This is a genomic window from Acidimicrobiales bacterium, assembly GCA_041394245.1.
GTDB lineage: Bacteria > Actinomycetota > Acidimicrobiia > Acidimicrobiales > Aldehydirespiratoraceae > JAJRXC01.
In genome coordinates, this window is record JAWKIR010000002.1 from 2,819,632 (window position 1) to 2,838,002 (window position 18,371).

An 18,371-nucleotide genomic window follows, 5' to 3' on the forward strand; every position below is an offset into this window, starting at 1 on the left:
CTACCGAGAAGGTATGCGGGGTCAGACACCCATACCTTCTCACGGCTCCTGCCGAGATCTGGGAGCCGCCACCGAGGCCGTGCGAGAAGGTATGGGTGTCTGACCCCGGCGTACTTACTGGGCGGCCATGGCGGTGGCGGTGTCTTGTTCGGGGTCGTGGTGGGCGGGGCCGGCGACGTCGATGACGACGGTCTCGAGGTGATCGGAGAACGAACGGGCAGCGCCGGGGTCGTCGCACGGAGGCAGTGCTTCGGGGCGACCGATCCGCAGGCCCGAGCCCGTCATCGACCAGCGGGTGAGGCAATGCCACGACACGTCGCCCTCGGCGACGGCCTCCCCGTCGACGAGCAGTGTCGCCCGCCCGCCGATCTCGGTCGTCTTCACGTAGCGGACCGCGAGCTCGTGGCGGCCCGGGGAGAGCGCCACCGGTGCCCGAACCTCGTGGATGCGACGCGTGGCGACGTTGCAGTGCCAGACCAGCTCACCACCGTCGAGGTGGAAGGACCAGCCGCCGAGCACGTTGCCCTGTTGGGCCAGCACGCCCTCGGGCGTGTGCTCACCCACGTGGATCGTCGCGGTCACCCGATGGTCGCGGTTGCGGATGTCGGCAGCCGACTCCTCGGGGATCATCCCGGAACTCGGCCGGTAGACGTAGCGCTCCCGGGCGGGGACCGCGTTCGGTCGGTCGACGACGCGGTCGCTGAACGCCCGATTGTCGATCGGCAGCACGTTGTGCGCTTCGGCCCGCTCCCACCACGTCGCGATCATGGCGGCGAGCCGCTCCGGCTCGCGGTCGCTCAGGTCGTGCAGCTCCGTCGGATCGGATCGGAGGTCGTAGAGCTCCCAGTGTTCGTCGTCGAGCGGCGCGTCGTCGTCCTGGATCGCTACATAGGTGACGGCCTTCCAGCCCTCGTCGTAGAGCGCCCGGCAGCCGAGCATCTCGTAGTGCTGTGTGGTGCGGATCTCGTCGGCCCCGGGGTCGGCGAGCACCGGTTGCATCGCCGTTCCCTCGATCGGACGCTGCTCGACCCCGCCGATCATCGCCGGTGGCTCGACACCGCAGGCCCGCAGGATCGTCGGTGCGAGGTCGATCGCGTGCACGTAGTGGTGGCGCAGCGCACCGCGTGCCTCGATGCCCGCAGGCCAGTGGACGACGAGCGGATCGGCGATTCCGCCCTCGTGGACCTCGCGCTTCCAGCGACGGAACGGCGTGTTGCCGGCCACCGTCCAACCCCACGGGTAGTTGTTGTGGATCCGAGGGCCGCCGATCTCGTCGATGCGCTCGATCGACTCGCGCAGCGAGGTGCCCAGCCCGTTCCACTGTCGGATGTCGTTGAGCGAGCCGCCGACTCCTCCCTCCGAGCTGGCGCCGTTGTCGCTCAGCACCATGAACAGCGTGTTGTCGAGGTCGCCGGTGGACGTGAGGTGGTCGACCAGACGGCCGATTTGTTCGTCGGTGTGGCTCAACATGGCGGCGAACGCCTCCATGAACCGGGCGTGGACCCGGCGTTCATCGTCGCTCAGATCGGCCCAGGCCGGCACCCAGTCGGGTCGAGGCGACAGCTCGGCGTGTGCCGGGATCACACCGAGCTCCTTCTGGCGGGCGAAGGCTCGGTCCCGCCAGACGTCCCAGCCCTCGTCGAACGCGCCGAGATAGTGGTCCAGCCAGCGGCGCGGGGCCTGGTGCGGCGAGTGGCAGGCACCCGGCGCGACATAGAGGAAGAACGGCTTGTCGGGATCGGCGTTGCGAAGGTCGGTGACATGGTCGATCGCATGGTCGAGCAGGTCCTCGGTGAGGTGGTAGCCGTCCTCGTGCGTGGCCGGCGGCGGTACCTGGTGGTTGTCGTGCATGAGCGACGGACCGAACTGGTGGTTCTCGCCCTCGAAGAAGCCGTACCAGCGTTCGAAGCCCCGACCTGTCGGCCAGGTCGTGCGGGGCGACCCGAGATGCTGGAGATCGCGTGGGGTGAGATGCCACTTGCCGACCATCGTCGCTTGGTAGCCGGCGGGAACCAGCATCTCCGGCAGGAAGCCGTTGGCCTTCGAGATCGTCGCGTCGTAGCCGGGGAAGCCCATCGCCAGATCGGTGATGCGGCCCATGCCGACCGAGTGGTGGTTGCGGCCCGTCATCAGGCACGCCCGGGTCGGCGAACAGAGCGCGGTCGTGTGGAAGTTCGTGAACGTCAGTCCTCCCGCGGCCAACCGATCGATGGTGGGCGTCGCGATGTCGGACCCGTAGGGCCCGGTCTGGGCGAAGCCGACGTCGTCGAGCAGCACGACGACCACGTTGGGGGCGCCCTCGTCGGCCCGAACCGGGTCAGGCCACCATGGTTCGGCGTCGGGATACCAGCGGCTGATGCGGCCTTCGAACTGTCCGGGTTCCATACCCGGACGCTAGTCACCCCCGGTCGGTCGTTGTCGAGTGGTGCGTGGGGCGGGCGTCGACTACCACTGAGCCATGCTCTCCCCGCTCGACGACTATCCGATCCACCAGGCACCACGGCCGATTGCGGTGCCCGCCACCGGTGACCGCAACCACTACGGCCGCTACTGGTTCGGGGCCTTCCATCGCAACGCCGAGTTCTCGGTCGAGGCCGCCTTCGGTCGCTACACGAACCTGGGCGTGGCCGACTGCTCGCTGTCGATCGTGAAGGGCGACCACCAATACGCGTTCCACGCGTCGGGCCACGCCCCCGAGGATCCGATGGTGACGACGATGGGGCCGTTCCGGCTCGAGATCGTCGAGCCCATGAAGGAGCTGCGGATCACGGTCGAGGAGAACGACACCGACCTCACCGCCGATCTGGTCTGGCGCGCCCGCGCCGGCGCGCTGGCCGAGGACCACACCTACATGGACGCAGGCCCGGTGCGCGTCATCGACATGATCCGGTTCACCCAGTTCGGCACCTGGGCCGGTGAGGTGACGGTGCGGGGCGAGACGACGACCTTCACGCACGACGAGATGGTCGGGGTGCGCGATCGCTCGTGGGGCATCCGTCCCGTCGGGGAGAAGCCGGCCGGCCGCGAGATGCGCGCCGGCGGCAACTGCTGGTTGTGGGCGCCGATCCACTTCGACGACGAATGCCGGCTCTTCGGCTACTTCCAGGAGCCGGGCGGGAAGTTCTGGCGGGCCGACGGGTTCCGGGTGCCCATTCTCGAGCCCGTGCCCGCGTCGATCGACGAGTCCACCCCCGGTGTCTTCCGCCTCGACCCGGTGGCGCAGCGGCTCGAGTTCCGATCGGGCAGCCGATGGATCGAGCGGGCCGAGTTCGATCTCGTCCCCGAGGAGGGCGACCCCTACACGATCACGCTCGAGCCGCAGCTCCGCTTCCAGATGAAGGCACTCGGCTACGCCAACGTCGACTGGGGCCACGGCTTCCACCACGGCGAACTCGCAGTGGGCGCGGAGGAGTGGGACCTGTCGACGCTCGACCCGGCCGACCCCACGGTGCAGCACGTCCACCACACCGTTCGGGCGACCATGCCCGACGGCAACGGCGGCGAGAAGGTAGGTGTCGGTCTGCTCGAGCAGATCATCTACGGCCCCCACACCCAGTTCGGCTTCAACGAACTGCTGGACCTGGCGCCCTGAACCGACGCCGGCCCGTGTCTGCCCGCCCGCCCGTCCGATCGGTCGGGCCCGGGTACGATCCGCGGGAACGCCACGACAACACGACGAACACGAAGACGACGAAGGGGACACGGACATGGGGCAACTGGACGGGCGGGTAGCCGTCATCACCGGAGCGGGCGACGGCATCGGGGCGGGTCTCGCTCGCGTGTTCGCCCGCGAGGGCGCGAAGGTCGTGATCGGCGAGGTCAACGAGGGCACCGGTCAGGCCATGGCCGACGAGCTCGGTGACGCCGGCTCGTTCATCCGTACCGACGTCGGGAAGCGCGACGAATGCGAGGCGATGGTCGAGCACGCCGTGTCGACGTTCGGTGGCATCGACATCCTCGTCAACAATGCGTGGGGCGGCGGTCAGGTCTCCCGCGTCGAGAACAAGACCGACGAGCTGATGCAGGGTGGTCTCGACGTGGGCTTCCTCGGTCCGTTCTGGACGATGGTCGCGGCCCACTCCCACATGGCGCCGGCCGGCTACGGCCGGATCATCAACATGTGCTCGCTCAACGGCGTCAACGCCCACATGGGCACCGTCGAGTACAACACGGCAAAGGAAGCGCTGCGGGCCGCCACGCGGACCGCAGCGAGGGAATGGGCGCCGACGGGGATCACCGCCAACGTCATCTGTCCCGCAGCGATCTCGGCGTCGTTTCGCGCCGTGATGGAGCGCAATCCGGAGTTGGTCGCCTCGGCCGGCGCCAACAACCCGATGGGACGGATGGGCGATCCCGAGACCGACATCGCCCCGGTCGCCCTGTTCCTCGCGAGCGAGGGCAGCCGCTACATGACCGGCAACACCCTGTTCGTCGACGGCGGCGGCCACATCAACGGGTCCAGCTGGAAGCCCGACCTCGATTGAGCCGGTCATGATCCACGTGCGTGAGGCGCGGGCCGCTGATGTCGGTGACATCACCCGGATCCTCAACGCACTGATCGAGACCACGACGATCACGTGGCGGACCGATCCCCACCCGACCGGGGAACGAGAGGAATGGTTCGAGAGGCAGTCGGCCGCCGGGTTGCCGGTGCTGGTCGCAGTCGACGACGGCGTGGTCGTCGGGTTCGCCAGCTATGGCCCGTTCCGTGACAACGAGAAGTGGCCCGGTTACCGGTTCACCGTGGAGCACTCGGTCCATGTCGACGAATCGGCGTGGGGCTCCGGCGTCGGACGGCGGTTGATGGACGAGTTGATCGTGCGGGCCGCAGCCGCCGGTGTGCACGTGATGGTGGGCGCCGTCGATGCCGCCAACGCGGGTTCGGTCCGGTTCCACGAGCGGGTCGGCTTCGTGGAGCAGGGCCGGCTCCGTGAGGTCGGGTGGAAGCACGACCGATGGCTCGATCTCGTCTTCATGGTGCGGCGAATCGACGGGTGACCGCCGGGGTCTCTCAGCCGGCGTAGGCCGCGACGATCGGTGCGAGTTCGCTCGGCGTCGCCCCGTGCATGATCACGCCGTCGCAGCCGAGAGCCAGCTGGCCCTTGATCGCGTCGGCGCACTGTGCAGGCGAGCCGCTCGCCATCGGGGCCAGCCATTCCTCGGGGAGCAGCGTCGCGACGTGGGCGAGCACCTCGGGCGTGCCGGCCACGTCGAGGCCACCGTGGAAGTTGGCGACTGTCTCGTCGGCGCGGAAGCGCTCGAGCACGGCCGGGTCCCAGTTGTTGGTCGACACGAGCAGGTCGCCGTAGCCCTGGAGGTAGGTGGCGAGGCGGCCCACGGTCTTCATCAGCCGGCGTTCCTCGGGGATCTGGTCGCTCACCGTCGCGAAGCAGGACCACACCTTCACGTCGTCGGGGTTGCGGCCCGCATCGGCGGCTGCGTTCTTCACGGTCTCGACGGCCCGCTTCGTGGTCTCGTCGGTGAAGAAGGTGTGGAGGACGATCTGATCGAAGCAGCGGCCGCCGAGGGCGAGCGAGTTCGGTCCGAAGGCGGTGAGCCCCATCGGCAGGTACTCGTCGAGATCGGCCGACAGGTGCAGGACGGGGTACTTCCCGGCCGGGCCGTCGTGACCCATGATGACCTCGCCGCGGAAGAGTCGCCGGAGCAGATCGACCGCGTCCTCCATCTGCGCCGTCGTGATCCGGCTGATGCCGTAGGCGTCCTGCATCCGGGCGATCCCGCGTCCGAAGCCCAGGACGAAGCGGCCGCCGGTCAGGGACTGCATGGTGCGCGCGAATCCCGCCGTGACCATGAGGTGGCGGGTGTTGTGATTGGTCGATGCGGTGGCGATGCCGATGCGATCGGAGACCGCACCCGCCGCGCCGCACAGGGTCGCCGCCTCCTTCTTGTCGTAGCGCTCGGAGATGAACGTCCACCCGAGGCCGAGATCCTCCGCGGCGCGGACCTCGTCGACGAGATCGCGTGAGCTCGCGGCCTGGCCGGCGAGTGTGTAGAAGCCGAGTTCGGGGAATCGGAGATCGTTGCCTGACATGATCGGGACAGTATTCGCTGGGGTACTCCGGCTCCCCATTTGGCATGCTCGTGGCGTGGGGGAATCTGACGCAGTGGCCGATGCGCACGTGGTCGACGACGACGGTGTCGTCCGGATCGGGTCGGTGGTCTTCGCCATGATCCGGCCGGCAGCGGGCCACGAGCGGGCCTTCAATCACTGGTACGAGCGGGACCACTTCTACACGGCCGGTTGCGCGGCCCCCGGGGTGTTCTCCGCCGGCCGTTTCGTGGAGCCGATCACCGGCGTTCATCTGGCGTTGTACTTCGTGCTTCCCGGCTACGACGACGCACGGATCGCCTTCGCCATGGAGCAGGTGGCGCTCGCCGCGACCGAGAACCGGATGTTCACCGAACGCGAGCATCTCCACACCTGGAGCTACGCGGTCGAGTCGGCGACGCCGGGGACGGACGGGGTCCCGCTCGCACTCGCGCTCGACCATCGCTACGGCGCGCTCGCCGTTGCCATGGTCGATCTCGCCGGGCCCGACGATGCCGGCCCCCCCGGGCCGGGTCCCTCGCTGACGCTGCGTCCCCGCACGGCGATCATGCCGTCGGACTGGGAGGGTGAGATCGACCCCGACCGCCGACGGATCGTGATCGACTTCCACCGTGAGGCGCCGGCACCCGTTCGAGACGACGCCGTCTGGTCCGGGGCCTTCCTGCCCGTCGTCTTCGGAACCGACACCCACGTCACCGACTCGTCGCCTGCGGGATGACGACCACGCCGCCGTTGCGGCCGGCGCTGCGCCGTCTGCTGCTGCCGCTCTATCTGCCGTGGGGGATGGCAACCCTCGGGGCCGGCATCGTCCTTCCCGTCCTGCCGCTGTACCTGGAGGAGTCGGGTCTCAGCCTTGGATCGATCGGGACCGTTCTCGCCGCGAGCGGGATCGGCTCCGCGCTGGGCGGTGTGCCCGCGAGTTCGCTGGCTGAACGGCGCGGCACCGATCGACTGCTCCTGGTCGCGACGGTGTTCCTCGCGGCGACGACCGTGATCCTCGGCCTCACGAGCGCGGTCGTCGCGCTCGTCGCCATGCGGGTCGGCTACGGCTTCGCCTTCGCAGGGTTGTCGCAGTCACGCCAGCTGGTCGTCGCCCGTCAGGTGGCGGTGGGCCTGCGGGGGAGGATCAACTCGTTCGTCGGTGGGATGCACCGTCTCACGTATGTCGTCGGGCCGATCCTGGGGGGCCGGGTCTACGAGAGTTGGGGCGCCAACCCGACGTTCATCCTCTCGGGCGTGCTCACCAGCATCGGCCTGCTGGCGCTGGTGCTTCCCGGCGGGAGAGACCAGCACCCCATCGCGCCGGCCACGGAACGGGTCAGGATCGCGGCGTCGTTGTGGCGCCATCGCCGACGGCTGGTCGTCGCCTCGCTGGGGCCCCTCCTCGTCGCGTCGGCCCGGCAGGGCCGCTACGTCGTGGTGCCGCTGATCGGCGACGAGCTCGAGCTCGACGCTGCGGCGATCGGTCTCCTGGTCGCGGTCGGCACGGCCGCCGACTTCGTGCTGTTCCCGATCGCGGGCTGGCTGAGCGACCGTTTCGGTCGGCTCACGGCGATGGTCCCGGCCTTTTCGCTCATGGCGCTCGGGCTGGCCCTTCTCGGTTTCGCCGACACCGTGACCCAGGCTGTGGTCGCGGGGGTGATCATGGGGTTCGGCAACGGCCTGAGCGCGGGAAGCATGCTGACGCTCAGCACCGACCTGGCCCCGGTCGACGAGCCGGGCCCCTTCATCGCCGGATTCCACACCCTGTCGGGTGCCGGCACGTTCGTCGGCCCCTTCGCCGTCGGCTGGGTCGCCGATGCCCACGGCCTCGGCACCGCCGCGTTGGTCCTCGCCGTCACCCTCATGGCCGGCGTCGCCTGGCTCGCGTTCGTCATCGGCGAGACCGCCCGCCCCGCCTCAACACCCCTCTGACCCGCCACACCGGTGTCAGACACCCGTCACAGCTGTAGCGGGTGTCTGACACCGGTGTGGCGGGGGAGGGAGGCGAGGTAGCCGTCGGCGACCGTGGGGACGACGGGGCGGGTGCCGGGCGGGAGTGCGTTGCCGACACAGCGGAAACGCCCGGGGCCGACGGCGCGGGACACGGCTCCGGGTGTCTGTTCGCTCGACTCCCAGACCCGGCCCTCGGCCAGCGCCGCGAGGTTCGTCGGCGTGCCCACGAAGACGGGCCGGCCGCCGTCGACGACCACGACCCGATGGAACAGGCCGGCCAACTCCTCGGCGTGGTGGGTGGCGCAGATCACCGTGGTCGATGTCGACATCGACACCAGCAGGTTGCCGATCTCGGCTCGTTGCTCCGCGTCGAGACCGGCGAGGGGTTCGTCGAGCACGAGCAGGTCGGGTCCGCCGAGCAACGCCTGCGCGATCGAGAGCCGCCGCTGCATCCCACCGCTGAGGGTGCCGATCCGATCGCCGGCGACCTCGGCGAGGCCGACGCGGTCGAGGGCCCACGCGGTCCAGCGGCGCCGCAGCCGGCTCGACTCGATCTCCTTCAGTGCACCGACGTAGTTGCAGAACGCGTCGACCCGCATCCTCGACGGCAACCCGTCGCGCTGGGCGACATAGCCGAGCCGGCGACGGATGGCGGTGCGCTCGATCTGATCAGCGGGATCGAGATCCCCGACGCTGATCGAGCCGGACTGCCGCTCGGTCACGGTCGCGAGGAGGCGCAGCAGGGTGCTCTTGCCGGAACCGTTCGGCCCCAGCACCGCGGTCGAGCCCGGCTCGAAGACGAGCTGGTCGACCGCCAGCGCGTCGGACGAGCCGTAGCGGTGGCGTACTGCATCGAGGGCGACGGTCGGCGCGCTCATCGGTCGGTCATCACGTCGAGTCGGCGCCGCCGTTGCGCGAAGGCCACTGCGCCCCCGGATGCGACGAACAGGCTCAGTACCTGCATCGTCGGTCCGAAGGCGGCCGCAGCATCGGTTGCCGACACGGCAACGGTCACGATCAGGATCCACATCGCGGACACCACGCCGGCGGCGACGCGGGGATCGAGCCGGGTCGAGAGCGCCATGGTCACGGAGGTGGCAGCCAGCGACGGCAGCAACCAGGCGACCCGATGGGGACCGCCGGCGGGAGCAAGCATCGACGCGAGCAGCAGGACGATCGTGCTGGCGCCCACGACCGTCAGGGCCCGGATCAGGAAGAGGCGAAAACCATCGATCGGGGCCGCCACCGCCACCTCGTGCGTGGGGTCGACCCGCGGCCCGAACGCAACGGCCACGCCGGCGAGCGGGATCAACGGGGCCATGGTGAGGAAGACGACGATGCGGTCGACCCCCTCGGCCGACGTGTTGTTGTTCGCCGCCGACAGCGCGAACAGCACGGCGACAACGACCGAGACGAGGAACGACCGTCGCAGCGCCGGAGTGGCGGTCACCAGTGGCACCGTGCCCTCGCCGACGCCGAGGCGCAGCAGAATGCGGGCGAGAAGGCCTGGCGTCGGCGCGTCGAGTTCTGCCTCGATGACGGCGAAGTTGGCGGCGAGCCGTGCCGCGGGCACGTCGTCGGCGGACCCCTCTCCGGCGAGGAACCGGGGTCGGCCGGCCGCCCGCTCCAGGGCGGCGTCGAGTTGGTCGATGGTCATCGGAGGTGCTCCTGGAGGATCTGGCGGGCCCGCGCGAGCCGCGATTTCACGGTTCCCGCGGGGATGCCGAGCAGGTCGGCGGCTTCGCGATTGGTGAGTCCGTCGAGCGCGGTTGCCGCCATCACGGCCTGCAGCTCGGGCTCGAGGGCGGCGAACGCGGCGCCCAGGTCGGTGTGGCCCAGTGCCAGGGGGATCTCGTGCACGATCACCTCGGCGAGCGGCACGACGTCGGCCACCGGGTCGGGTGGCGGTCGCTTGCGGAGCTGGTCGATCAATCGTCGGATCGCGATCGTCCAGAGCCAGGCACCGACCTCCCCGGTCGGCTGGTATCGATCGGCCTGTCTCCACACCGCCAGGAAGGTGTCCTGCAGCGCCGTGTCGACGAGTTCGGCGTTGCCGCACCGCCGTTGCAGGCGCACTGTGAGCCAACCGGCATGGCGCTCGTAGAGTTCGGCCAGCGCGACACGGTCGCCCTTGCCGATGCGCTCGATGATCAGCGCGTCGTCGGCGACAGGCGCTGCGGGGTCGGTGGCCACTGTTGCCATGCTAGGAAGCCAGCGTTCGGCGCCGGCGGAAGGGCACGAGTCGTGCCAGCCGGGTCCGCCATGCGGGAGGGAACGGGTAGCGGTCGCGAAGCGGCCGCCGGAACGGGGCCAGCAGCTGGCCGGGCACGCTCGGCGGCGTGTGCTCGCCGTTCCCGTAGACCTCGGGTCGACGATCGGCCGGCATGTAGTAGGTGCCCCACACCGTGTCCCAGAGCGGGAGGAACACCGAGTAGTTCGAGTGGATGGATTCCGGGGTGTTCGAGTGGTGCCAGTGGTGGAACTCGGGTGTCATGACGATGCGATGCAGCGGCCGTAGTCGCCATCGCACGTTGGCGTGGGCGAACAGACCGAGGATCGTCTGGATGACGGCCGCCGCGCCGACGACCTCGAGCTGGAATCCGGCGGCGATCAGCATCACGGCGGGAACCGCGACGATGACACCGTCGAAGGGATGCACCCGGATGCCGGAGATCCAGTCCATCCGTTCGCTCGAATGGTGGATCGAGTGGAATCGCCAGAAGAAGCCGACCTCGTGGCTGAGCTTGTGTGTCCAGTAGATGAGGACGTCGAGCAGGATCACGCCCTCGATCGCCATCACCCAGCCCGGCTGACCCATCACGAGTGGCCGGAGCAGCAACATGGGGACCCAGAGCGGGAAGACGATGAGGGCGAGTCCGACGCCGACGACCACCTGGGCGACGTTGAGCGCCGGCGAGACGAGTGCGTAGGTGAGGTCGGTGCGCAGTCCCGGCCGCCGCAGCTTCTGGTCGTGTCGTCGGAACAGTTTCTCGAGCGGGACGACGAGGACGAACAGTGCGACGATCGCGCCGGCACCCTCCAGCCCGAAGGAGATCCCGGCCGCGATCGCGACGGCCAGGGCGACGATGTGCGCCCACCGCAGCAGCCGCCACCGCAGCGGGCGTCGGTCGACGTCGGCCCGGGGCGGCGGCGGGGAAAGGGTGGAACGCCGGCTCTCGGCCGTCGGTGGACGGAGTGGCGGTGGGGGAAGTGTCGACCTCATCAGGCCTCCTTTCCCCCTCTATCGAGTCGACCAGCGGATTCGGTTCAGTGGAGGGCAGAGGCGAAGCGGGCCAGGAGGGCGGCCGCCTGGCCGCGGGTGACCGTTGCGTCCGGGGCGAACAGAGAAGCGCTGATGCCGGTGGTGACCTCGGCGGTCGCCGCCCATCGGATCGGTGCTGCTTGCCACGGCGCGGTGAGGTCGGCAAAGGGGATCGAGGTGTTGGTCGTGGGCTGGTCCACCAGCCGCCAGAGGAAGGTCACGAACTCGGCTCGGGTCGCAGGGGCGGAGGGTGAGAATCGGTTGCCGCCGGTGCCCGTGGTGATGCCGTGGCGGGCCATCCAGCGGACGGCGTCTTCGTAGTAGCTGCCGGCGGGGAGGTCGACGAAGGTCGGCGCGTCGGGCGGCGGGGTCGGGGAACCGGCGAGGCGCCAGATCAGGGTCGCCGCCTGGGCCCGGGTCAGCGAGGCGTCGGGCTGAAAGCTCGTCGGACTCACCCCGGTGGTGATGCCGTTGCCGACGAGCCAGGCGACGGGTTCGCGCTGCCACGTCGCGGTGACGTCGGTGAAGTCACCCAGGGTTCCACCGTCGCTCCAGCACGGCGCCGTCCAGACCGCGAACTCGATCGCCGCGCAGTTCCCCGGGTCGGATTCGGAGTCCGAGAGCGGCTGCGACGAAGGGTCGAAGTCGGGATCGATCACGCACGTGCGGTAGGTGAATGCCGGCTCTGTGGCACCGCCCACCCGCACGCCCGAGATGGTGACCGTGTAGCACTCATCGCCGTTGTCGGGGGCCGCGAGCAGGGACGAGTCGGTGTCACCGCCGACGGCCCAGACGATGGACGCTTCGGGAGCGATGCGGCTGGACGGATTCGTCGGCTGGATGCGTTCGAGGACCTGGACCCCGATCGCGCCGAGGGAGTCCCGGACCGAGACGGTCGCGGCCGCGAAGTCGGCGCCGGCGAGAGAGAACGACCATCGCCCCCACACCGTGTCGGGCGGGACGTAGCCCGAGGGCGGCCATGCGATGAACCCTCGGCTTTCGCGTACGGCGGGACGGGCTCCCCAGAGATTGTCGTCGAAGACGTGCAGCGTGTTGGCCGCCGAATGTCCGCCGCCGCCGGCCACGTCGCCGCTCCCGACCTCGCGCAGCTGTGGGTACAGGATCGTGCGGCGGTGTCCGACGGCGTGATTGTTGCCGCCCGGGTCGCGGATGTAGGCATCGATCGCGTCGATGCCGTTGAGGCCCAGCGCGAGGTTGCTCTTGCCGGCCGCGGTGGCTCCGGCGTCGGTGTGGCAGGCCCAGCCGGCGCCGGGAGTGTGCGACAACGACCCCTGCGCCGACATCATCGTCGACGTCTGCTGCGTGGCCGCCGAGTAGGCGGAGCGCTCCGACACGGTGCCGAGTCCGGCCATCCGGCGGTACCAGTTCACGCGTTGCACGACGCTGTCACGAAAGGCCTGTGAGGTCGTGCCGGCGTTGCAGGAACCCACGTCGCCCGTGTGTCCGAGGTCGGGTTCGATCCGCTCGAACTCGGCGAGATAGGCGGCGAGCACTTCGGCACGGTCGCTGGTGTCGATCCAGGGACCGTCGGTGGCGGCGGCAGGTGCGGCCTGAGCGAACGACAGGAGAGGAGCCAGGAGCAACCCCGCCATCACCGATCCACGCAGACGCCCCGTTCTCATGCAGGGGGCAACGGCAGCTTCGCGCGGTCACTTGACCCTGACATGATGGGCCGTTCGGCTCATATCCGGTCGGGCGCGTAGCATGCCGTGATGGATGAACCGATCGAGATCCGACCCGCTGCGGGGTCCCTCGGCGCCGTGGTCCACGGCCTGTCGGCCGATCAGGTCGACGAGTCGGTTGCCCCGCTGCTGATGGATGCGTTGGCGACACACCTCGTGCTGTTCCTGCCGGGGCTGGCCCCGACCATCGAGCAGTTCCGCGACATCGGTGCGCTCTTCGGCGACCTCGAGGTGCATCCCTACATCCCGAAGGTCGACGAACGGGTCCCCGAGGTCGTCGAGCTCGACTCCGAGGTGTCGCCCAAGGCCGACCTCTGGCACACCGACGTCACCTTCTCCGAATCGCCTCCCGTCGCCGCGTTGTTGCACATGGTCGACGGCCCGGAGTTCGGCGGCGACACGATGTGGATCAATACGCTCGACGTCTACGACACGCTCAGCGAACCCATGAAGGCGATGCTCGACGGGCTCACGTGCACGCACCACGACTCGCGGGGGACCTTGACCGCCGAGCATCCGGTGGTTCGGGTCCAACCCGGCACCGGCCGGAAGAGCCTCTTCGTCAACAAGCAGTTCAGCCGCAGGATCCCTCAGCTGTCGAGGCCCGAATCGCAGATGCTGCTCGCGTATCTGTTCCGCTGGCAGGAGCAGGTGAGGTTCAGCTGCCGGTGGCGCTGGTCGACCGGCGACGTGGCCATCTGGGACGAGCGGTTCACACTGCACGCCGTGGTCGACGACACCAAGGAACGACGCCTCCTCCATCGGGCGACGGTGCTCGGCGACGGTGCGTCGCTGGCGGTGCCCGATGCTCCCGCATGGCCTGCGCACGAGCGCGACAAGATGGCCTCCAGTGGCTTCTACGGGATCGGTGGATATGAGTTCTGACCTGGGCCCCGACGACCGACGAGGCCTCGACGCGGCGATCGCCGAGGCCCGACTCGGCCGCGACGAGGGCGGCATCCCGATCGGTTCGGCTCTGATGATCGACGGCGAGATCGTCGGGCGGGGCCACAACCGTCGTGTGCAGCGCGGCAGCGTGGTGCTCCACGCCGAGATGGACTGCCTCGAGAACGCCGGCCGCTTGCCTGCGTCGGCCTACGCCCGGGCGACGCTCTACACCACGCTCTCGCCGTGCGACATGTGCACCGGCGCGGCCCTGCTCTACGGCATCCCGCGGGTCGTGATCGGCGAGCACACGACCTTCATGGGGGGCGAGGACCTCCTCGCCCGGCGCGGCGTGGCGACGGTGGTGGCCGACGACCCCGAGTGCGTCGCGATCATGCGCGATTTCATCGCCGCCGAGCCCGCCCTCTGGAACGAGGACATCGGCGAGGACTAGGGGATGGCGCCGATCTCGCGCCAGCGTTCGACGGCGATCTCGGGGTGCCCGGCGATGAGTCCGTCGATGTCGAATTCGAGGAGTGCCTCGTAGAAGTCGGCGTTCTCCTGGGTCCCGGCGTCGTTCGGCCACACCCAGATGCCCAGTCCCTCGGCGCGGGCCTTCTCGAGGAAGCCGGGGAGACGCAGGACGTCGAGGTCGTCGAACTGTGGTGGCACCTGCAGCACGCGATGGCTCTCGAGCAGCGGCTCACCGGCGAGGAACCAGTCGGTCAGCGCCCCGGTACCCGGGCTCGTGGGGATGTCGGGTGCGAACTCGTGGAACGCGGCGATCACGTCGTCGTCGAAGGACACGACCACGACGGAGTCCTGCCGGCCGAGCGCGTCGATCTCCTCGGCGAGCACCCGGGCCCCTTCGATCGCGAAATCGAGATCGGGCTCGCCGTCGTCGCCTCGGGGGATCTTGATCTCGACGTCGAGGACGTGGTCGGGGAACGCCTCGGCGATCGCCCGGAAGGTCTCGACGCGGAAGTCGTCGGCGGTGTAGCCGGCCGGAGGATCGACCTCGCCGACACGAACCCCCCGCCACACGTAGTCCTCGTCGGGCAACGACTGGTCGCTCCACTCGCTCGACCACCAGTGGCCGTTGTCGAGGGCCTGGAGCTCGTCGTAGGTGAAGTCGCGCACCCGGCCGGTGGTCTCGGTCGTGCGGTCGACGGTGTCGTCGTGCTGGACGACCAGGACCCCGTCGCCGGTCAGCTGCACGTCCATCTCGAGCACGTCGGTGCCGGCGAGCGCCGCCTCGCGGAACGCGAACATCGTGGAATGGGGCCACGACTGGTCGCCGCCCGCATGGCCGATCACGACCGGGCGACCGAGGGCGAACAGACCCTCGACGGTGCTGGCCGCGGGGGTGGGGATCTCGGGGAGTGGGGCGACCGTCGTGGTCGTGGAGGTGGTCGGCGAGGTGGTCGTGGGCGGCGCTGTCGTGGTCGAGGAGGTGGTCGACGACGCAGGCGTGGAGGCGGTGGTCGCGTCGTCGGCCGTCGTGTCGTCGCCGCACGAGACGGCGAGGAGGGCGGCCACGGCGACCGCCGCGGCGAGTCGGAGACGGAGGGGACGGCGCATGATCGCGACGCTACCGCTCAGGGAGCCGGTGTGGCGATGTCCACGATGAGCGGCGCGTGGTCCGACGGGCGGGGCAGCGCCCGGGCGTCGCGGTCGATCCACACGCGACGGATCGCCCGTGCCGCGTCGGCGGAACAGAGCGCCAGATCGATGCGCAGACCGTGGTTCTTCTCGAACTGACCCGGCCGGTAGTTCCACCAGGTGTAGACGCCGGGATCGGGCAGATGGTCGCGGGTCACGTCGCGCAGGCCGATGTCGACGAGCGCCCGGATCCCGGCCCGTTCGGGTTCGCTGGCGTGGGTGCGCCGGCGCCATCGCGACGGCATGTAGATGTCGTCGTCCGTCGGCGCCACGTTGAAGTCCCCCGCCACGATCGACGGGACGCCGGTCGCGTGCGCCTCGAGCAACTCGTGACGGAGGCGTTCGAGCCAGACCAGCTTGAACGCGTAGTGCGGGTCCCAGAGCTCGCGCCCGTTCGGCACGTAGACCGACCAACAGCGGATGCCACCACAGTCGGCGGCGATCAGCCGGGGCTCGTCGAAGGGCTCCGCCTGCGGCCCGCGGAATCCCCGGGCCACGTCGGTGAGGCCGATCCGACTCGCGACAGCGACCCCGTTCCAGTGGTTCACCCCGTGATGGGCGACCTCGTAGCCGGCACTGGCGAAGGCGTCGAACGGGAAGTCGCCGTCGCCGCACTTCGTCTCCTGGAGCAGCAACACGTCGGCGTCGGCCCTCTGAGCCCACTCGATCACCTGGTCGACGCGGGTCCGGATCGAGTTGATGTTCCAGGAGACGATTCGGCGCAGCTTTCCGGGCACCGGGTGACCGTAGCTGTGTCAAAGTGGCGAGCAATGCCCCGCACCGACGCCCACGATCCGTCCGACTGGCGAGCCCTCAACCTCGCGTGGTGGGACGAGAGAGCCCCGTTGCACGAGGAGTCCGTCTTCTACCGCACCGGGGGAAGTGGCCTCGAGGACTTCGAATGGGACGATCTCGGGTCGGTCGAGGGCCTCGACGTGTTCCACCCGCAATGTCACATCGGCACCGACACCTTGTCGCTGGCCGCGCGCGGGGCTCGCGTGGTCGGCCTCGACTTCTCCGCGAACGCCACGGCCGCTGCGGCCCGACTGGCCGCGGCAGCCGGTGTCGCCGACCGGGCCGAGTGGGTCACGGGCGATGCCTACGACAGTGTGGAGGCGGTCGGGGGGCGGACCTTCGACCTCGTCTACACGGGCAAGGGGGCGCTGTGCTGGTTGCCCGACATGGACCGCTGGGCTGCGGTGATGTGGCGGCTGTGTCGGCCCGGCGGGACGCTCTACGTCTCGGAGTTCCACCCGCTGCAGGACATGCTCGAGGAGGAGACGACCGAGATCGAACGCGACTACTTCCCGGTGGGTGGCGACGTCTTCGACGACGGGCCCGGCTCGTACGCCGACCCGGATGCGACGACGACCCACAATGTCATCGTCGACTTCATCCACCCGCTGTCGGAGGTGATCCAGGCCTTGCTCGACGTGGGTTTCCGCCTCGAGTTGCTGCGTGAGTTCCCGTTCACCGTCTACCACCGCTGGCCGTTCCTCGAGGAACGCGAACCGGGCGTCTGGTTCATGCCCGACGACCGGCCACAGCTGCCGCTGATGTACTCGTTGCGGCTACGTCGTCCCGACTGACACCCCGCGGCGGTCAGCTCTTCAGGTTCGCGGCGAGGAAGGCCGAGGTCTTCGCCCAGGCCGCGGCGGCGGCATCGGGGTTCGAGAACATCGGGTTGCGATGGTTGTCGAACGCGTGACCGGCGCCCTCGGCGACATGGATCTCGACATTGCCCATCCCCTCGGTGGCGGCGCGGAGCGCGTCGACGTCGTCATTGGGGAGGAACGCGTCGTCGCTGCCGAAGTGGAACTGGATGGGGCAGGTGATCGACGCGGCCTTGTCGAGGTTCGCGCCGATCATCGACCCGTAGTACGAGACCGCACAGGCAGGATCGTGGGCGGCGGCCGCGAGATAGGTCATCGAGCCGCCGAAGCAGAAGCCCATGACTCCGACCCGGCCATCGACCTCGGGGCGTTCGGCGAGGTGGGCGAGCGCGGCGCCGACATCGGCCACGCCGTCGTCGGGGTCGTGCTGACCGGCCACTGCGAACGCGGTGGGTAGATCGTCGGGCCCGGTGGCCTCGACGGCGAAGTCGGCTTCGATGCGCCAGTACATATGGGGTGCGAGAGCGACATAGCCCTCGTTCGCCAGGCGCTCGGCAACGTCGCGGATGTAGTCGTTGACGCCGAAGATCTCCTGGACGAGCACCACGCCCGGGCCGCTCCCCGAGTCGGGGACGCAGAGGAGGGCGGGGATGTCGCCGTTGGCGCTCGGCACGAAGATGTCGGATGACGTGGGCATGGACGGATCGTAGGCGACGCGCGACCGCGCCACGACGGGCGACCGTCTCTCCCCGGGGGGAGCCTCTGTCAGAGGTAGGGGCCGTTCTGCTCGGGATGGCCAGGGGTCCCCGCCGAGCTCATGCCCTGGCCGGACCCCGGCCCTCGGCCGGCGCCGAGTTGACGGAGGTGTTGGGCGGCCGCGGCCTGCTGTGCCGCCATGGAGGCCTGCAGGCCCTGGAGCAGCCCCTGCAGCCACCCGACGAGCTGGGCCTGGGCGACGCGGATCTCCGCCTCGGTGGGAACACCGTCGTCATCGCAGGACTTGGTGAACTCCGAGAGCTCCGCCATCAGGTCGGACGAGAGGATCGTCCCGAGCTCCTCCATGGTCTCGGCATGGATCCGGGCGAGCAGGCGCCGGCTCGGCTCGTCGGTGTCGGCGCCGCGCACCTCGGCCATGAGGGTCTGCAGCATGGTGCCCAGACGGATCAGCTTCGCCGGATCGGAGATCATCGGCTCGGGTTCGGCGGGCGGCTCGTCGGTTTCCGTCATGGGGAGAATCTGTC

General features: G+C 69.6%; 19 protein-coding genes. 8 read left to right on the top strand and 11 right to left on the bottom strand.

Features of this window, described 5'->3' with window-relative positions; all coding sequences use genetic code 11:
* Positions 1–114 precede the first annotated feature (114 nt).
* Positions 115–2,385 carry an arylsulfatase gene (locus R2707_14000; protein MEZ5246209.1) on the bottom strand — a complete coding sequence of 757 codons (2,271 nt, stop codon included), beginning with the start codon at positions 2,383–2,385 and terminating at the stop codon, positions 115–117.
* 73 nt (positions 2,386–2,458) lie between these two features.
* Here R2707_14000 and R2707_14005 point away from each other — a divergent pair, with 73 nt between their 5' ends.
* From R2707_14005 to R2707_14015, 3 genes are all read left to right on the top strand, one after another.
* On the top strand, positions 2,459–3,592 hold the full coding sequence (locus tag R2707_14005) for a hypothetical protein (GenBank protein MEZ5246210.1): 1,134 nt from the start codon (positions 2,459–2,461) through the stop codon (positions 3,590–3,592).
* Between the two features lie 115 nt (positions 3,593–3,707).
* On the top strand, positions 3,708–4,484 hold the full coding sequence (locus R2707_14010) for an SDR family oxidoreductase (GenBank protein MEZ5246211.1): 777 nt from the start codon (positions 3,708–3,710) through the stop codon (positions 4,482–4,484).
* Positions 4,485–4,491: 7 nt separating this feature from the next.
* Positions 4,492–4,998 carry an N-acetyltransferase family protein gene (locus R2707_14015; protein MEZ5246212.1) on the top strand — a complete coding sequence of 169 codons (507 nt, stop codon included), beginning with the start codon at positions 4,492–4,494 and terminating at the stop codon, positions 4,996–4,998.
* Positions 4,999–5,011: 13 nt separating this feature from the next.
* Here the strand turns inward: R2707_14015 and R2707_14020 are convergent, their stop codons facing one another.
* A complete protein-coding gene (locus R2707_14020) occupies positions 5,012–6,052 on the bottom strand; it encodes a TIGR03857 family LLM class F420-dependent oxidoreductase (protein ID MEZ5246213.1) in 1,041 nt (346 codons plus the stop codon).
* A gap of 55 nt (positions 6,053–6,107) precedes the next feature.
* On the opposite strand from R2707_14020, the gene R2707_14025 reads away from it, so the two are divergent.
* Together R2707_14025 and R2707_14030 are read left to right on the top strand one after the other, a co-directional pair.
* Entirely contained in the window at positions 6,108–6,788 is a 681-nt protein-coding gene (locus R2707_14025) for a hypothetical protein (GenBank protein MEZ5246214.1), read from the top strand.
* The gene (locus R2707_14030; GenBank protein MEZ5246215.1) at positions 6,785–7,984 is read left to right on the top strand and encodes an MFS transporter; all 1,200 of its coding nucleotides are present in this window, start codon (positions 6,785–6,787) and stop codon (positions 7,982–7,984) included. Before R2707_14025 ends, R2707_14030 begins: the two co-directional genes overlap by 4 nt.
* A 26-nt stretch (positions 7,985–8,010) precedes the next feature.
* On the opposite strand, the gene R2707_14035 is transcribed toward R2707_14030, so the two are convergent.
* The 5 genes from R2707_14035 to R2707_14055 are packed head-to-tail and all read right to left on the bottom strand — an operon-like array spanning position 8,011 to position 12,880.
* Positions 8,011–8,883 (bottom strand): ATP-binding cassette domain-containing protein, encoded by an 873-nt coding sequence (locus R2707_14035; protein MEZ5246216.1) that lies wholly within the window; start codon positions 8,881–8,883, stop codon positions 8,011–8,013.
* A complete protein-coding gene (locus tag R2707_14040; GenBank protein MEZ5246217.1) occupies positions 8,880–9,662 on the bottom strand; it encodes a hypothetical protein in 783 nt (260 codons plus the stop codon). Before R2707_14040 ends, R2707_14035 begins: the two co-directional genes overlap by 4 nt.
* Positions 9,659–10,198 carry an RNA polymerase sigma factor gene (locus R2707_14045; GenBank protein MEZ5246218.1) on the bottom strand — a complete coding sequence of 180 codons (540 nt, stop codon included), beginning with the start codon at positions 10,196–10,198 and terminating at the stop codon, positions 9,659–9,661. The genes R2707_14040 and R2707_14045 overlap by 4 nt, the downstream gene beginning before the upstream one ends.
* Before the next feature lie 10 nt (positions 10,199–10,208).
* Entirely contained in the window at positions 10,209–11,228 is a 1,020-nt protein-coding gene (locus R2707_14050; GenBank protein MEZ5246219.1) for a sterol desaturase family protein, read from the bottom strand.
* Positions 11,229–11,272: 44 nt separating this feature from the next.
* Positions 11,273–12,880, bottom strand: coding sequence for an S-layer homology domain-containing protein (locus R2707_14055; GenBank protein ID MEZ5246220.1), 1,608 nt, complete (start codon positions 12,878–12,880; stop codon positions 11,273–11,275).
* A 120-nt stretch (positions 12,881–13,000) separates the two neighbouring features.
* On the opposite strand from R2707_14055, the gene R2707_14060 reads away from it, so the two are divergent.
* Positions 13,001–13,855, top strand: coding sequence for a TauD/TfdA family dioxygenase (locus R2707_14060; GenBank protein MEZ5246221.1), 855 nt, complete (start codon positions 13,001–13,003; stop codon positions 13,853–13,855).
* Positions 13,845–14,309: a nucleoside deaminase gene (locus tag R2707_14065; protein MEZ5246222.1), complete on the top strand. Its 465-nt coding sequence runs from the start codon at positions 13,845–13,847 to the stop codon at positions 14,307–14,309. Before R2707_14060 ends, R2707_14065 begins: the two co-directional genes overlap by 11 nt.
* On the opposite strand, the gene R2707_14070 is transcribed toward R2707_14065, so the two are convergent.
* Positions 14,306–15,436 carry a glycerophosphodiester phosphodiesterase family protein gene (locus R2707_14070; GenBank protein MEZ5246223.1) on the bottom strand — a complete coding sequence of 377 codons (1,131 nt, stop codon included), beginning with the start codon at positions 15,434–15,436 and terminating at the stop codon, positions 14,306–14,308. The two genes, R2707_14065 and R2707_14070, sit on opposite strands and share 4 nt — an antisense overlap.
* A gap of 17 nt (positions 15,437–15,453) precedes the next feature.
* A complete protein-coding gene (locus R2707_14075) occupies positions 15,454–16,254 on the bottom strand; it encodes an exodeoxyribonuclease III (GenBank protein ID MEZ5246224.1) in 801 nt (266 codons plus the stop codon).
* Positions 16,255–16,287: 33 nt separating this feature from the next.
* On the opposite strand from R2707_14075, the gene R2707_14080 reads away from it, so the two are divergent.
* Positions 16,288–17,106 carry a methyltransferase domain-containing protein gene (locus R2707_14080; protein ID MEZ5246225.1) on the top strand — a complete coding sequence of 273 codons (819 nt, stop codon included), beginning with the start codon at positions 16,288–16,290 and terminating at the stop codon, positions 17,104–17,106.
* A gap of 13 nt (positions 17,107–17,119) precedes the next feature.
* Here the strand turns inward: R2707_14080 and R2707_14085 are convergent, their stop codons facing one another.
* Positions 17,120–17,827, bottom strand: coding sequence for a dienelactone hydrolase family protein (locus R2707_14085; protein ID MEZ5246226.1), 708 nt, complete (start codon positions 17,825–17,827; stop codon positions 17,120–17,122).
* A 68-nt stretch (positions 17,828–17,895) separates the two neighbouring features.
* Complete coding sequence (locus tag R2707_14090; protein MEZ5246227.1) at positions 17,896–18,357, bottom strand: proteasome activator; 462 nt, start codon at positions 18,355–18,357, stop codon at positions 17,896–17,898.
* Between the last annotated feature and the right edge of the window lie 14 nt (positions 18,358–18,371).

Excerpts from the sequence above, each read along its gene's own strand:
- R2707_14050 (MEZ5246219.1), bottom strand. The coding sequence starts at position 11,228 with ATGAGGTCGACACTTCCCCCACCGCCACTCCGTCCACCGACGGCCGAG.
- R2707_14040 (MEZ5246217.1), bottom strand. The coding sequence starts at position 9,662 with ATGACCATCGACCAACTCGACGCCGCCCTGGAGCGGGCGGCCGGCCGA.
- R2707_14010 (MEZ5246211.1), top strand. The coding sequence starts at position 3,708 with ATGGGGCAACTGGACGGGCGGGTAGCCGTCATCACCGGAGCGGGCGAC.
- R2707_14035 (MEZ5246216.1), bottom strand. The coding sequence starts at position 8,883 with ATGAGCGCGCCGACCGTCGCCCTCGATGCAGTACGCCACCGCTACGGC.
- R2707_14080 (MEZ5246225.1), top strand. The coding sequence starts at position 16,288 with ATGCCCCGCACCGACGCCCACGATCCGTCCGACTGGCGAGCCCTCAAC.
- R2707_14015 (MEZ5246212.1), top strand. The coding sequence starts at position 4,492 with ATGATCCACGTGCGTGAGGCGCGGGCCGCTGATGTCGGTGACATCACC.
- R2707_14000 (MEZ5246209.1), bottom strand. The coding sequence starts at position 2,385 with ATGGAACCCGGACAGTTCGAAGGCCGCATCAGCCGCTGGTATCCCGAC.
- R2707_14090 (MEZ5246227.1), bottom strand. The coding sequence starts at position 18,357 with ATGACGGAAACCGACGAGCCGCCCGCCGAACCCGAGCCGATGATCTCC.
- R2707_14055 (MEZ5246220.1), bottom strand. The coding sequence starts at position 12,880 with ATGGCGGGGTTGCTCCTGGCTCCTCTCCTGTCGTTCGCTCAGGCCGCA.
- R2707_14020 (MEZ5246213.1), bottom strand. The coding sequence starts at position 6,052 with ATGTCAGGCAACGATCTCCGATTCCCCGAACTCGGCTTCTACACACTC.
- R2707_14085 (MEZ5246226.1), bottom strand. The coding sequence starts at position 17,827 with ATGCCCACGTCATCCGACATCTTCGTGCCGAGCGCCAACGGCGACATC.
- R2707_14060 (MEZ5246221.1), top strand. The coding sequence starts at position 13,001 with ATGGATGAACCGATCGAGATCCGACCCGCTGCGGGGTCCCTCGGCGCC.
- R2707_14070 (MEZ5246223.1), bottom strand. The coding sequence starts at position 15,436 with ATGCGCCGTCCCCTCCGTCTCCGACTCGCCGCGGCGGTCGCCGTGGCC.
- R2707_14065 (MEZ5246222.1), top strand. The coding sequence starts at position 13,845 with ATGAGTTCTGACCTGGGCCCCGACGACCGACGAGGCCTCGACGCGGCG.
- R2707_14030 (MEZ5246215.1), top strand. The coding sequence starts at position 6,785 with ATGACGACCACGCCGCCGTTGCGGCCGGCGCTGCGCCGTCTGCTGCTG.
- R2707_14005 (MEZ5246210.1), top strand. The coding sequence starts at position 2,459 with ATGCTCTCCCCGCTCGACGACTATCCGATCCACCAGGCACCACGGCCG.